14 protein-coding genes and 2 pseudogenes are annotated in these 12,260 nt (G+C 58.0%); 7 read left to right on the forward strand and 9 right to left on the reverse strand.

The window, feature by feature from the left end; genetic code table 11:
* The first annotated feature begins 8 nt into the window (after positions 1–8).
* From HHJ18_RS04305 to HHJ18_RS04315, 3 genes are all read left to right on the forward strand, one after another.
* Positions 9–296, forward strand: a complete 288-nt coding sequence (locus HHJ18_RS04305; RefSeq protein ID WP_296911847.1) for a transposase — start codon at positions 9–11, stop codon at positions 294–296.
* Entirely contained in the window at positions 293–601 is a 309-nt protein-coding gene (locus HHJ18_RS04310; RefSeq protein ID WP_296911849.1) for a hypothetical protein, read from the forward strand. The genes HHJ18_RS04305 and HHJ18_RS04310 overlap by 4 nt, the downstream gene beginning before the upstream one ends.
* Before the next feature lie 119 nt (positions 602–720).
* Positions 721–1,320 (forward strand): glycine zipper 2TM domain-containing protein, encoded by a 600-nt coding sequence (locus tag HHJ18_RS04315; protein ID WP_296911850.1) that lies wholly within the window; start codon positions 721–723, stop codon positions 1,318–1,320.
* Between the two features lie 10 nt (positions 1,321–1,330).
* Here the strand turns inward: HHJ18_RS04315 and HHJ18_RS04320 are convergent.
* From HHJ18_RS04320 to HHJ18_RS04350, 7 genes and pseudogenes are all read right to left on the reverse strand, one after another.
* Positions 1,331–1,704, reverse strand: a pseudogene (locus HHJ18_RS04320) (transposase); the annotation flags it as partial.
* Positions 1,705–1,887: 183 nt separating this feature from the next.
* Positions 1,888–2,103, reverse strand: coding sequence for a hypothetical protein (locus HHJ18_RS04325; RefSeq protein ID WP_296911853.1), 216 nt, complete (start codon positions 2,101–2,103; stop codon positions 1,888–1,890).
* 18 nt (positions 2,104–2,121) lie between these two features.
* A complete protein-coding gene (gene hemW, locus HHJ18_RS04330) occupies positions 2,122–3,312 on the reverse strand; it encodes a radical SAM family heme chaperone HemW (protein WP_296911855.1) in 1,191 nt (396 codons plus the stop codon).
* A 33-nt stretch (positions 3,313–3,345) separates the two neighbouring features.
* Complete coding sequence (gene rdgB, locus HHJ18_RS04335; protein WP_296911858.1) at positions 3,346–3,954, reverse strand: RdgB/HAM1 family non-canonical purine NTP pyrophosphatase; 609 nt, start codon at positions 3,952–3,954, stop codon at positions 3,346–3,348.
* Between the two features lie 45 nt (positions 3,955–3,999).
* Positions 4,000–4,728, reverse strand: coding sequence for a ribonuclease PH (gene rph / locus HHJ18_RS04340; RefSeq protein ID WP_296911860.1), 729 nt, complete (start codon positions 4,726–4,728; stop codon positions 4,000–4,002).
* A gap of 116 nt (positions 4,729–4,844) precedes the next feature.
* Positions 4,845–5,747: a PP2C family serine/threonine-protein phosphatase gene (locus HHJ18_RS04345; protein ID WP_296911861.1), complete on the reverse strand. Its 903-nt coding sequence runs from the start codon at positions 5,745–5,747 to the stop codon at positions 4,845–4,847.
* The gene (locus HHJ18_RS04350; RefSeq protein WP_296911863.1) at positions 5,744–6,751 is read right to left on the reverse strand and encodes a serine/threonine-protein kinase; all 1,008 of its coding nucleotides are present in this window, start codon (positions 6,749–6,751) and stop codon (positions 5,744–5,746) included. The genes HHJ18_RS04345 and HHJ18_RS04350 overlap by 4 nt, the downstream gene beginning before the upstream one ends.
* Before the next feature lie 65 nt (positions 6,752–6,816).
* Between HHJ18_RS04350 and HHJ18_RS04355 the strand changes: the two genes are divergently transcribed.
* The 4 genes from HHJ18_RS04355 to HHJ18_RS04370 all read left to right on the forward strand — a co-directional run bounded on the left by HHJ18_RS04355 (position 6,817) and on the right by HHJ18_RS04370 (position 10,987).
* Positions 6,817–7,734, forward strand: coding sequence for a YicC/YloC family endoribonuclease (locus tag HHJ18_RS04355; RefSeq protein WP_296911865.1), 918 nt, complete (start codon positions 6,817–6,819; stop codon positions 7,732–7,734).
* 44 nt (positions 7,735–7,778) lie between these two features.
* The gene (gene gmk / locus HHJ18_RS04360) at positions 7,779–8,399 is read left to right on the forward strand and encodes a guanylate kinase (RefSeq protein WP_296911867.1); all 621 of its coding nucleotides are present in this window, start codon (positions 7,779–7,781) and stop codon (positions 8,397–8,399) included.
* A gap of 24 nt (positions 8,400–8,423) precedes the next feature.
* On the forward strand, positions 8,424–8,627 hold the full coding sequence (gene rpoZ, locus HHJ18_RS04365; RefSeq protein WP_293642269.1) for a DNA-directed RNA polymerase subunit omega: 204 nt from the start codon (positions 8,424–8,426) through the stop codon (positions 8,625–8,627).
* Positions 8,628–8,740: 113 nt separating this feature from the next.
* Positions 8,741–10,987, forward strand: coding sequence for a bifunctional (p)ppGpp synthetase/guanosine-3',5'-bis(diphosphate) 3'-pyrophosphohydrolase (locus HHJ18_RS04370; protein WP_296911870.1), 2,247 nt, complete (start codon positions 8,741–8,743; stop codon positions 10,985–10,987).
* A 28-nt stretch (positions 10,988–11,015) separates the two neighbouring features.
* On the opposite strand, the gene greB is transcribed toward HHJ18_RS04370, so the two are convergent.
* Positions 11,016–11,576 carry a transcription elongation factor GreB gene (gene greB, locus HHJ18_RS04375; RefSeq protein ID WP_296911873.1) on the reverse strand — a complete coding sequence of 187 codons (561 nt, stop codon included), beginning with the start codon at positions 11,574–11,576 and terminating at the stop codon, positions 11,016–11,018.
* Positions 11,577–11,808: 232 nt separating this feature from the next.
* Positions 11,809–12,063 (reverse strand): annotated as a pseudogene (locus HHJ18_RS04380) (ATP-binding protein); the annotation flags it as partial.
* Positions 12,064–12,260 lie beyond the last annotated feature (197 nt).

A 12,260-nucleotide genomic window follows, 5' to 3' on the forward strand; every position in this document is an offset into this window, starting at 1 on the left:
CCAAGAAAGTGACGCGCAGAAAGGACAGCGCTGAGTTTCGAGACGAGGTGCTTCAGGCCTGCCGCCAGAGTGGCGCATTCGTTGCCGCGATAGCGCTGCGCAGCGGGCTGAACGCCCACGTGGCGCACCGGTGGTTGAGCCAAGATGGCCGAACGCATGATGGCGGTGGCGGCAATCGTGGCACGGTGACTGGCAACTCTGACACGGAATTTTTGCCTTTGCAGTTGCCGCAGCCAACTGTGGCCACTCCCTCGCCAGAAATTGGCGTCGAGGTGCGCCGAGGAGCGTCACAGTGAACTGGCCACTGCAAGCAAGTGCCGAGTGTGCCGCTTGGCTGCGCAAGTGGCTGCGGCGATTCGCATTGACGCGCTGTGACTGGCGGCGGAACCGGTGGACATGCGAGCAAGCCGAGCGCTTGCTGGCCGGGGTGGTTAAGGTGTTCGGCTGCGCCCAGGCGCATCACGGCTACCTGTTTGCCAATGCACGTGGCACGCGCATCGAACTGCTGGTGCATGACGGCTTTGGTGTGTGGTGCGCACAGAGCGAACTGGCAATACCGATCAGGCGTGTGAAAACCCTGCGTACAACCAAAACCCTCTGAGGGCTTGCTGCTCGTTAGATTCCGTTACATCTGAAATGCCTCTGACGTCACTTTTTCCGATGGGTCACGCGTTGTAGAGCTACCGGCCGTCAATCAGGCTTTAAACCAGGAAGCAATAAATGGAAATGAATCAACCGTCCCGCCACCGCATCCACCCCTTGATGGCAGGGGCTGCCGTATCCGTCATGCTCGTGAGCTTGATTGGCGTCGCTGCCATGACGGGCGTGCTGCCCAACTCGCATGCAAGCGCTGCTGAAACAGCGCGCATTACCGCTGCGGAGACGGCGCGCATGACAGCCCAAGCTGCAGCTGTCGTACCGTTACCTGCGCCCGCGCAACAAATGGTAGCGACGAATGCCTCGCCTGAATATAAGCAACCGTATGCCGGCCCGGTGTCGGTGTCCGCGCAACACGCAGCAATGGCTCCGGCCCTCCGCGATGAAGCCCCAACGCGCAAGCCTGTCGTGCATCACCGCCGCCATCCTGTTCAGCATGCACAGGCTCAGTCCGGCCAGCAGTATTCGCAGGCACCCGCCTACCAGCAGCCGGTTCCAGCGCCAGTTGCACGCTATAGCCCTATTGGCATCGGCGTAGGCGCGGTGGTCGGGGGCTTGCTGGGCAATCAGGTCGGGGGCGGCACTGGCAAAACCTTGGCAACGGTTGCTGGGGCGGTGGGTGGCGGTTATATTGGCAATGAAATCGCCAAAAGAAACCCATAGCACTCATTTAAGCCGGCCACATGTCCATGGCTACGGCCATGACCGACTTGCTTTGCGGCTCCGTGAGCGTCTGCATCAGTCCCACCGCCGCTTCAAGCTTTCTCTAAGGCACCAGATCCAGCACCCGCGAGCGCTCAATGTCGGTCAGGATGCTGGAGTAGGTGTGCCCCTTCTCGGAACTTTTTTCGTCAATGCCGAGGTAGGAAATCTTCTCCTCGGTGCGTCGCAGCATGCCTCGCTCCACTGCGCTGACCATGATAGCGCTGACTGTGCTCAAAGGCAGTTGTGTGAGAGTGCATACGGCTTGCGTAGTCGGACAGGCTTGCAGCAACTTGATAACAAACCCACCATCAAGGCGGTGACCCGACTGTAGCGCTCGGCCCAGGCATGAAGCCTTGGTATTCCATAGACAGCGCTTCAGCCAGAAATATCTGGTTTTCTTGCAGGATTCGATCCCCGCCAGGAATAGGCAAGCAGCCATGGTTGAATTCCTGCGCTGCCCAAATCGACAGAACCAGGCAGGTTGACACGGGTCGACCCAGGAATAAGCACTTGCGACAGGTTAGATCAAAGCCTGCGGTGCGGGCTTTCATTCCCAAGCTGCCGCTTGCGTTTGCTCTTATTTCTCGATTCCGCCTCGACAGGCCGGTCGCGCAAGGTTTGCGCCTGGCGTGCTTGCGCCTCTTTCTTGCGCTTTTTATCGCGAAAATGCACATAGGTTCGGCCCAGCCCAAAGCTGATGGCGCTGCTGATGACCAGCAGGAAAATGCTTGAGGTTTCCATAAAAAGTGGCGCTTACCCTCACTCGGCCAAAAACAGTGCCTGCAAGTCGTTCAAAAAATCAAATCCGCGCTCGGTTGGCTTGACACGAACCATATCTCGCTCGATCAAGCCCTTGCGCTCGGCTTCTTCCAGAGCCTGCTGCACGGCAGTCAAAGGCAATCCGGTCTTGTCAGAAAAATCCTGCAGCTTGAAACCCTCTTTGAGCCGCAAGGCGTTGAGCATGAACTCGAAAGGCAGGTCGGCGCGGCTGACCTCGGTCTCTTGCGTGACGGCAGCGCCTTGCAGGGCTTTTTCCATGTAGAGCTTGGGCTCTCGGTAGCGCACCTGCCGGACTACGCGATGAGCAAAGCTGAGCTTGCTGTGCGCCCCCGCGCCAATGCCCAGGTAATCACCAAACTGCCAGTAGTTGAGGTTGTGAAAACAGCGGTGCCCGGGCCTGGCGTAGGCCGACACTTCATAGCGCTGCAGCCCGGCGCCTTCGGTGATCTCGGTGATGCGGTCAAGCATGGCGTAGGCAGTGTCTTCTTCGGGCACCACCGGCGGGAATTTCGCAAAGTAGGTGTTGGGCTCAATCGTCAGGTGGTAAATCGAAATATGCGGCGGCTGCAAGGCCAGCGCTTGCCGCATGTCCTGCTCCAGACCCTGCATGGTCTGGCTCGGCAAAGCGTACATGATGTCGAGGTTGAAGGTGTCAAAGGCCTGCGCCGCCTCTTCGACAGCGGCAATCGCCTGGGCGCGGTCATGCACGCGTCCCAGAGCCTTGAGGTGGCGGTCATCAAAGCTCTGCACCCCGACAGAAAGGCGCGTCACCCCAGCGCTCCGAAAGGCTCTGAAGCGGTCTTTTTCAAAGGTGCCGGGATTGGCTTCCAGCGTGATCTCGCAGTCGGCCGTTAACCTTAGACGGGCGCGCATGTCGCCCAGCAGACGGTCAATGGCCTGCGGCGAAAACAGGCTGGGCGTGCCGCCGCCTATGAAGATGCTGTGCACGGTGCGGCCCCAGATTAGCGGCAGCGCCGCCTCCAGATCGGCCACCAGCGCATCGAGGTAGCGCTGCTCGGGCATTTCACCGGAGACTTCGTGTGAATTGAAATCGCAGTACGGGCATTTTTTCAGGCACCAGGGCAGGTGCACGTAAAGCGACAGGGGCGGCAGCGCGGCGAGCTGCAGCGTGCCGCCGCGCATGTAGTGCTGAATGTCTTGCTGGGTCATGATTGATTGGGCGCCGCCTGGTCAAGCGGCGTTTTAAAGCCAGCGTTCACGTATCAGCTCCATCATCTGACTGGCGGCTTTGCCGCGGTGGCTGTTAGCGTTTTTCACGGCGGCGGGCAATTGCGCGAAGGTTTGGCCAAATTCCGGAATGAACATCACCGGATCGAAGCCAAAGCCGTTGCCGCCAACCGGTGCAAAAGTAATTTCACCCGACACCCGCCCGCAGGCAATCAGGGGCTCTGGATCGTCTGCCGAACGCAGCGCCACCAAGGTGCTGACCAGTGCTGCACGGCGCTGCGAGCGCTCGGTCAGGCCGGCCATCTGCTCCAGCAAGGCCTTGACGTTGTACTCGTCACCTTTAGGATAGCCAAACTGGGTGGCATAAAACGCCGTGTCCACGCCCGGCAGGCCGCCAAACGCGTCGACACACAGGCCGGCATCGTCGGCCAGCGCCGGCAGGCCGCTGAGCCGGCAGGCGTGGCGGGCTTTGGCCAAGGCATTTTCTACAAAGGTGCGAAAAGGCTCCTCGGCCTCTGGCAGACCCAACTCGGCCTGACTAAGCAATTGCAGGCCTAGCGGCGCCAGCATGGTTTGCAGCTCGGCGAGCTTGCCCGGGTTATTCGACGCAAGTACTATTTTCATGATAAAAAGTGGCTCTAGCCCATATAGCACGGGCGCAAGCAGCTATTAATTTGATAGTGACCGCCGCTGCAAGGCGAGCAGTTCGGTGATGCCCTTTTCGGCCAGCCCAAGCAGCGCGTCCATTTCCTGGCGCGAAAAAGCCGCGCCTTCCGCCGTGCCCTGCACCTCCACGTAGTTGCCGGCGCCGGTCATCACCACATTCATGTCGGTGTCGCAGGCAGAGTCCTCGGTGTAATCCAGGTCCAGCAAGGGCGTGCCCTGCAGCAACCCCACCGAGACAGCTGCGACATGGTCACAAATTGGCGTTTCTTTGAGCTTGCCCTCGGCCAGCAAGCGGCTGACGGCATCTTGCGCGGCCACAAAGGCACCCGTGATGCTGGCCGTGCGCGTGCCGCCATCGGCCTGAAGCACGTCGCAATCGATATAAATACTGCGTTCGCCCAACTTCTTGAGGTCAAACACGGCGCGCAAGGAGCGGCCAATCAGGCGCTGGATTTCCTGCGTTCGCCCGCTTTGTTTGCCGCGCGCGGCTTCGCGGTCGCTGCGCGTGTGGGTGGCGCGCGGCAGCATGCCGTATTCGGCGGTGACCCAGCCTTCGCCGCTGCCTTTCTTATGGCCGGGGACCTTTTCTTCGATCGAGGCGGTGCACAACACCTTGGTGGCGCCGAACTCGATCAGAACCGACCCCTCGGCGTGAACGGTGTAATGGCGGGTGATGCGCACCGGACGCAAGGCAGAGGCGGCACGCGCGCCGCTTCTCTCAAACTGACTCATGATGACTGGCTTTCTGGCGGCAGCGCCGGACTTGGGTAACAAAGGGAAAAAGGGGGAAAAGAAAACCGAAACCGCTCGTGCGAGGCCTCATCAGCTCCAGCTTACCCCGCTGGATTTCAGACTTTCCTGGCAGCCGAACGGCGTATCGCTTCGTTGATTTCGGCGATCGAGCGTTCGATGGACGCGTCGTCAAGCTCATCGTCGCCGGTATCCAGCCCGCCCGCCTGGATGGTGGAGGCGAACACCCCGTCCATGATGCTGTCGGTGGACACGCCCCGGGTCGACTCAAAGGCATCGGGCGTTTCCCACTCCATCGCCAGAACGGTCACGTTGTCGCTGTGCTCTCCACCGACACGCAAGGCGTTTTCGACCAGGTCAGGCACCGCATCGGAAACGCTCTTGCTAGCCAGTTGTCCGACGATTTCGGCGTCGCTCAGGCTACCCCAGAGCCCGTCGGAACACAGCAGCAATTTGTCGCCCTGCTGCAGGATGACAGGCCCCGTGATGTCAAAAACGGGCTTGGTCGGCGAGCCCAGGCATGTGAAAAGAATGTTGCGGTTGATGCGCTTTAACTTGATCACGCCGGCGCTTTGCTGCTCGAGATAGGAGTGGTCGCGCGTGCGTGTGAGCAACTCGCCATCGCGCACGACGTACAGGCGCGAGTCGCCGCAATGCACCCACGTAGCGCCCGCTCCCTGCAGCAAGGCTGCCACCAGTGTGGTGCGCGGCGTATCCAGCATGCCCTTCGCGGCGGCGTAGCGAAGAATCTGGTGATGCGCTGCCATCAACGCGGTAGTCAAAAATTCGGTGGTGTTGCGAATCACTGGGCGGGCTTCCTTCTGGTACAGCGCAGAGATTGTCTGCAGCGCCAGCTGAGCCGCCACTTCGCCTTCAGGATGGCCCCCCATGCCGTCGGCCAGCACGAACAGGCCCGATTCGCGCGTGTAGCAATAGCCCATGCGGTCTTCGTTTTTCTCCCGCCCACCTTTGCGACTCACCTGAAAGACTGAAAATTTCATTTGAATCTGGTGGCAAAGGCCGTAGCCTTGCGCGCGGTTTTCTTGGTATCAGACACGATGTTGTCAAACTGAAGACGCACCTTCTCGCTGACCGTGAGCCTGGTGTAACGGCGCTCACCTTCCCGGCTCAATTCCTTTTGCAGTGCAAATACCGACTGGGGCCGTGACAGCGGGTCCAGCGACATGCACCACTCGACGACTTCAATCAGGTTGTCGGAGTAGACGCCGCGAAGACGCGACAGCGCCAGCGAAAGGCGGTCTTTTTCCAGGCGCTGCGGTGCGTCGTTGGGCGGGTAACCTTGCATGGAAGCGTAGATGCAGGCGCCGATCGCATAGATGTCGGTCCAGGGCCCCATGGACGAGTCGCGGCGGTACATTTCGGGCGCGGCGAAACCCGGGGTGTACATGGGCCGAATGAAGTTGCCTTCTTTGCTCAACACTTCCCGGGCCGCGCCAAAGTCGATCATCACGGCCCGGTTGTCGTCCGTGATGAAAATGTTGGCAGGCTTGATGTCCAGGTGCAGCATCTTGTGCTGGTGCACGATGCGCAGCCCGCGCAGGATTTCGTCAAACAGCGAACGAATGGTCGACTCGCGAAAGACTTTTTGCTTTTTCAGCTCACGCGCCGTGATGATGAAGTCTTGAAGGGTGCCGCCTTCCAGGTAATTCATGACCATGTAGACGGTTTCGTTCTCGCGAAAGAAATTCAGCACGCTCACCACCGAGCTGTGTGAAATCTGCGCGAGGGCACGGCCCTCCTCAAAAAAGCTCTTCAGACCCAGCCGGTACAGCGACAGCTTGTCAGGCTGCACCTGTGGCAGCAATTCCCCGGGCGCACGGCTGGCCAGTGAAGACGGCAGGTACTCCTTAATGGCGATCTGCTGGCCTTCGTTGTCGACGGCCAAGTAAACTACTCCAAACCCGCCAGCCGAAAGCTTTCGCACAACACGATAGCCACCAATGACGGTGTCGGGCGGCAATGATGCGGGCTTGACCTTTGACATAATTTGGATGCGGCACGGTGACAGCATCACCAAGCCCTGTTCTCTCTAGTAAAGCGTATCAATAAATGCCAGTTTATAGCATGACGGGTTATGCAGCGGTGCAGTCCAGCACGGCGCAATATGCCCCGGAAACCGAACCAAGCCATGATGCCACTTCCAGGCTGGGCGTCGAAATACGTTCTGTTAACAGTCGTTTTCTTGACCTGGCCTTCCGCCTGCCCGATGAATTGCGGCAGGCTGAACCGGGTCTGCGTGAACTGCTCACCGGCAAGCTTAAGCGCGGCAAGATAGAAATGCGGGTATCGCTTGAAAGCGCATCGACCAGCAGTCTGCGCCCGCCCTCACCCGCCACTTTGCAACGCCTGGGCTCACTGGAAGATAGCATCAAGTCGTGGTTGCCACAGGCTGCTGCACTCAGCGTGGCCGATGTCCTCAGAATCGCTACCAATGAAGACAAAAAACCGCATGACCACAGTGAAGAGCTGATCAAGCTGGCGAAGAAAGCTCTGAAAGATCTGATGTCTGCGCGGGAGCGAGAAGGTGCCCGGCTGGCCCACATGCTGCTGGACCGCACGGCGCAGTTGCGCGCGCTGGCGGAGTTGGCTGTACCCATGGTTCCCAAGCTGGTGGAGCAGCAAAAAACCCGTTTTCTGGAGCGCTGGAAAGAGGCCATGACCTTGGGAGGCAATAGCACGCTGCCGGAAATAGCTCAGGACAGGGCCTTGACCGAGGCCACCGCCTTTGCCATCAGGATTGACGTGGCCGAGGAAATTACGCGCCTGTCATCGCACCTCGATGAAATCGACCGGCTGCTTTCGGTCGGCGGAGAATTAGGCAAGCGCCTGGACTTCTTGATTCAGGAACTGCACCGCGAAGCCAACACCCTGGGTTCCAAATCCGCCTCGCTGGAGCTGACGCACATTTCGGTGGACATGAAGGTGCTGATTGAGCAGATTCGCGAGCAGGTTCAAAACATCGAGTAGTCGTTCGCCACTATCGAATTCATAGCAAACTATAACCAGTAAATATGGACTATCCCGGAAATCTCTTTGTTGTTGCGGCTCCAAGTGGCGCCGGCAAGTCCAGCTTGGTGAAGGCTTTGATGGAGCTCGACTCCCGTATTCAGCCCGCCGTTTCGCATACCACCCGGCCGCCGCGTGGACAGGAAAAGCACGGCAGGGAGTATTTTTTCCTGTCGCCCGAAGAGTTCGACTGCATGGTGCGGCGCGATGCCTTTCTGGAATGGGCGCATGTTCACGGTCACCGTTACGGCACGTCGCGCCACACCATCGAAGAGCGGGTCGCGCATGGCGCCGATGTGATTCTTGAGATTGATTTTCAGGGCGCCATCAACATCAAGCGCATATTTACCAATGCAGTGATGATTTTCATACTTCCGCCGAGCTGGGAGGAATTGCGCTCTCGCCTGCAGCGGCGCGGTGAAGACAGCGCAGAAGTCATTGAATTGCGGCTTGAAAATGCCGCTGCCGAGATGGCGCAAGCTCGACAATTCGACTTCGTTATAATAAATGAGTTGTTTGAGCGGGCAGTTTTCGACTTAAAAACCATTGTTCACGCCCAGCGGCTCAAGTTTTCAGCCCAGCGACGCGCCCGTGCCGAAACGTTCAAGGCCTTAAATATTCCCTAAGTTATCGATCACACCGGAGATCACATGGCACGCATTACCGTCGAAGATTGTCTCGAAAAAATCCCGAACCGCTTTCAGCTGGTTTTGGCTGCCACTTACCGTGCACGCATGCTGAGCCAGGGACATGCCGCCAAAATCGAAAGCAAAAACAAGCCCGGCGTCACCGCCTTGCGCGAAATCGCCGAGGGCAAAATCGGTCTGGAAATGTTGAAGAAAGTTCCCGGCTAAAGTTGCCCGCTCTTTTGATAAAAACAAGCACCGCAAGCCGGTGCTTGTTGCATTTTTGGCTGAGTAAAACCCATTGTTTTCGGGTTTTATTCACGCCGCGATACATTTAAGGTATGAGTGCAACGCTTTTGCCTGTCATTTCCGGTAAATCAACGCCGGCAGCAGCCAATGCCGCAGCGGCTAGCTTCGCCGCGCTCACAGCCAAACTGGACTACCTGAACACGGCCGACATCGAGAACGTACGCCGTGCCTACCGATTCGCCGACGAAGCCCATTTAGGCCAATTGCGCAACAGCGGCGAACCTTACATCACCCACCCCATCGCTGTGGCCCAGCGCTGCGCGGAATGGAAGCTGGACGCTCAGGCACTGATGGCCGCCTTGCTGCACGACGCCATTGAAGACTGCGGTGTTACTAAACCGGAACTGATTGAGCGTTTTGGTGCGTCTGTGGCCGACCTGGTGGATGGCTTGACCAAGCTGGAAAAGCTTGAGTTCAATACTCGGGAAGAAAATCAAGCCGAATCTTTCCGCAAAATGTTGCTGGCGATGGCGCGCGATGTGCGCGTCATTCTCATCAAACTGGCTGATCGCACCCACAACATGCGTACGCTGGGCGATGCGCCGCGCAGCAAATGGACCAGAATTGCGCGCGAAACGCTGGACATCTACGCCCCCATTGCGCACCGCCTGGGGCTGAACACGACTTACCGGGAACTGCAGGACCTTTCATTCCAGCATTTGCATCCCTGGCGCTACGCGATCCTGGACAAAGCGCTGTTACGGGCGCGCGGCCGCAAACGCGATGTGATCAAGCGGGTGCAGTCCGAAGTAGAGGCGGCGTTTACCAGTGCACGGGTCCCGGTCCAAGTCCAGGGGCGCGAAAAGACGCTGTATTCTATTTACCGCAAGATGGACGAGAAGCACCTGTCTTTTGCTCAGGTAACCGATCTCTACGGCTTTCGCGTCATCTTGCAGGATCTGACGGCCTGCTATACCGCTATGGGGGTTTTGCACCAGCTTTACAAGCCCTTGCCTGGAAAATTCAAGGACTATATTGCGATTCCAAAAATCAATGGCTACCAGTCACTGCACACCACATTGGTAGGCCCGTTCGGCACTAATATCGAGTTTCAGATGCGTACCGAGGCCATGCACGTGGTCGCCGAATCAGGTGTGGCGGCCCACTGGCTGTACAAGGCTAATGATCCGCAAAGTGACGCCTCACAAAGGCTGGGCGCGCAATGGCTGCAGTCGCTGCTTGACATTCAGCAGGAAACCGGTGATGCGGCCGAGTTTTGGGATCACGTCAAGATCGATCTCTTCCCCGAAGCCGTGTATGTGTTCACCCCCAAAAGCCAGATCATGGCGATGCCTCGTGGCGCGACCATTGTTGATTTTGCCTACGCCATTCACAGCGACGTGGGGCACCGTGCGGTAGCGGCCAAAGTAAATGGCGAGCAGGTACCTCTGCGATCAGAAATTCACAACGGCGATGTCGTTGAAGTCATCACGGCGCCTGTCTCCAGCCCCAATCCAGGCTGGCTTGGTTTTGTACGGACCGGAAAGGCGCGCTCCAAAATACGCCATCACCTCAAGACCATGGCGCTGGAAGAATCGCAGGAACTAGGCGAAAAAATGCTCGCACAAGCGCTGCGCGCCGAGGGCATAGATCGGGAACGCCTTTCACTGGATGATGAAGCCCATCACGCCAACTGGGAAAAAATCCTGCGTTTTACCGGCAACCGTTCGCGCGCTGATTTGCTGACCGACATCGGGCTGGGCAAGCGGATTGCCAGCATGGTCGCCAAGCGCATCGTGACCCTGCTTGCCGAGACTGGCGAAAAACCGGACGTCCTGCTTATGAGCCGTGAACGTTATGGAACCCATGAATCCGTATCGCAGGGCGCACTGCTGCTTGATGGCAGCGAAGGCGCTTCCGTGCAGTTTGCGCCTTGCTGTCGGCCTATTCCGGGTGACGGTATTGTGGGCTACCTGGGACGGGGCGAAGGCCTCTTTGTGCATACCGATGACTGTGCCGTGGCCAAGCGACTGCACTACCGCGACAGTGAGCGCTTCATTGCGGTTGACTGGTCAGATGAGCCGGTGCGTGCCTTTGAGACCTACCTGCTCATTACGGTTTCCAACGGAAAAGGGGTACTGGCGCGCGTAGCCGCGGCTCTTGCCAATGCCGAAGCCGACATCACCCATGTGGACATGGGCCAAGAACCTGCGCAAGACGCGACAGACTTGCGCTTCGGGGTGGCTGTGCGAGATCGTATTCACTTGGCAGCGGTATTACGAAGGGTCAAACGTACTCCTTCGGTGCTACGTGTGCAGCGCGCCAAGTCGTCCAACTAAATTGACTTGACGCTGCTTGCATTGAGGGCTACGCGCTCTGATCGGGTGGAGGATAGCTCACCTTGAGCACCTCAAGCACCTGTACGCCCTGGGGCGTCACTAGGCTGACATCATCGCCCACCCTTGATTTGAGCAGGGCTCTGGCCACGGGAGATATCCAGCTTATTTGTCCCAAAGCACTGTCGGCTTCATCGATGCCCAAAATGGTGACGGTACGCGCCCCGCCACTGTCGCCGGCATAGGTCACCGTGGCGCCGAAAAAGGCTTGGTCACTTCCATAGTGGAGCGACGGGTTGCTGATTTCAGCAATCTCCAGTCTTTGCGTCAAAAACCGGATGCGCCGGTCGATCTCGCGTAAGCGCTTTTTCCCGTAGTGGTAGTCGCCGTTTTCAGATCGATCACCATTGCTGGCGGCCCAGTGAACAATTTCGACCATTTTGGGGCGCTCGCTGTCAATTAGATCCAGCAATTCGCGACGCAGGCGCTCATACCCCAGCGGGGTGATGTAGTTCTTGCCACCGCCAAGCAGAGGCACAGGCGTTGGCTCCCCATTGTCGGGGTCGGTTTCTCGGGTGAAGGCTTTATTCATGCTTTGAAAAAACCAGCTTAAGTTATTGATTTACGAAAGGAAAGGCCGTTTACTGTATGTCGTTAGCGGCCTTTGTCAGGTGTTCTCGCCGATTGAATAATGAGCCACCCTGCCGATTCAAGAATGAGCCAGGGCGGGTCGCCAATTTTTGAATCAGCAACTGTTGATAAGTGTACTCACTGGCGGCTTTTTGATCGCCTCCCTTCGATGGGTTTTGCGACGGTGATCAACCTCATGCGGCGTCGCCCAGTTCCACCTCCTTGGCAACCTTGCGGGTTTGCTCCCTGGCCTTGATCCGAGACTTCGCCGCCATGGTGCTGTGCTGAAAGCGGTACGATTCGTTGCCCGTCTCCACAATGTGGCAGTGATGGGTAAGCTGGTCCAACAATGCGGTAGTCATCTTGGCATCCCCAAACACACTGGACCATTCGGCAAAGCTCAGATTGGTGGCAATAACCACACTGGTGTGCTCATACAGCGTGGAGAGCTGTTGTCGCCGACCGAAAGTTGACCATCTGGGGGTGCGGCGGAATTGTTGGACTACTTAGAGGTAGTTCACGTATTCTTACGAAGACCGCATTCGAGCAGTCAAGCTTTATATAAAGCTCGGGAAACGCACTGGAGCGACCATTCGACGGTTGGGTTATCCGACAAAGAATAGTCTCAAGAACTGGCATCGGGCAT

It is taken from the genome of Polaromonas sp. (assembly GCF_012927455.1).
Taxonomy (GTDB): domain Bacteria; phylum Pseudomonadota; class Gammaproteobacteria; order Burkholderiales; family Burkholderiaceae_C; genus Polaromonas.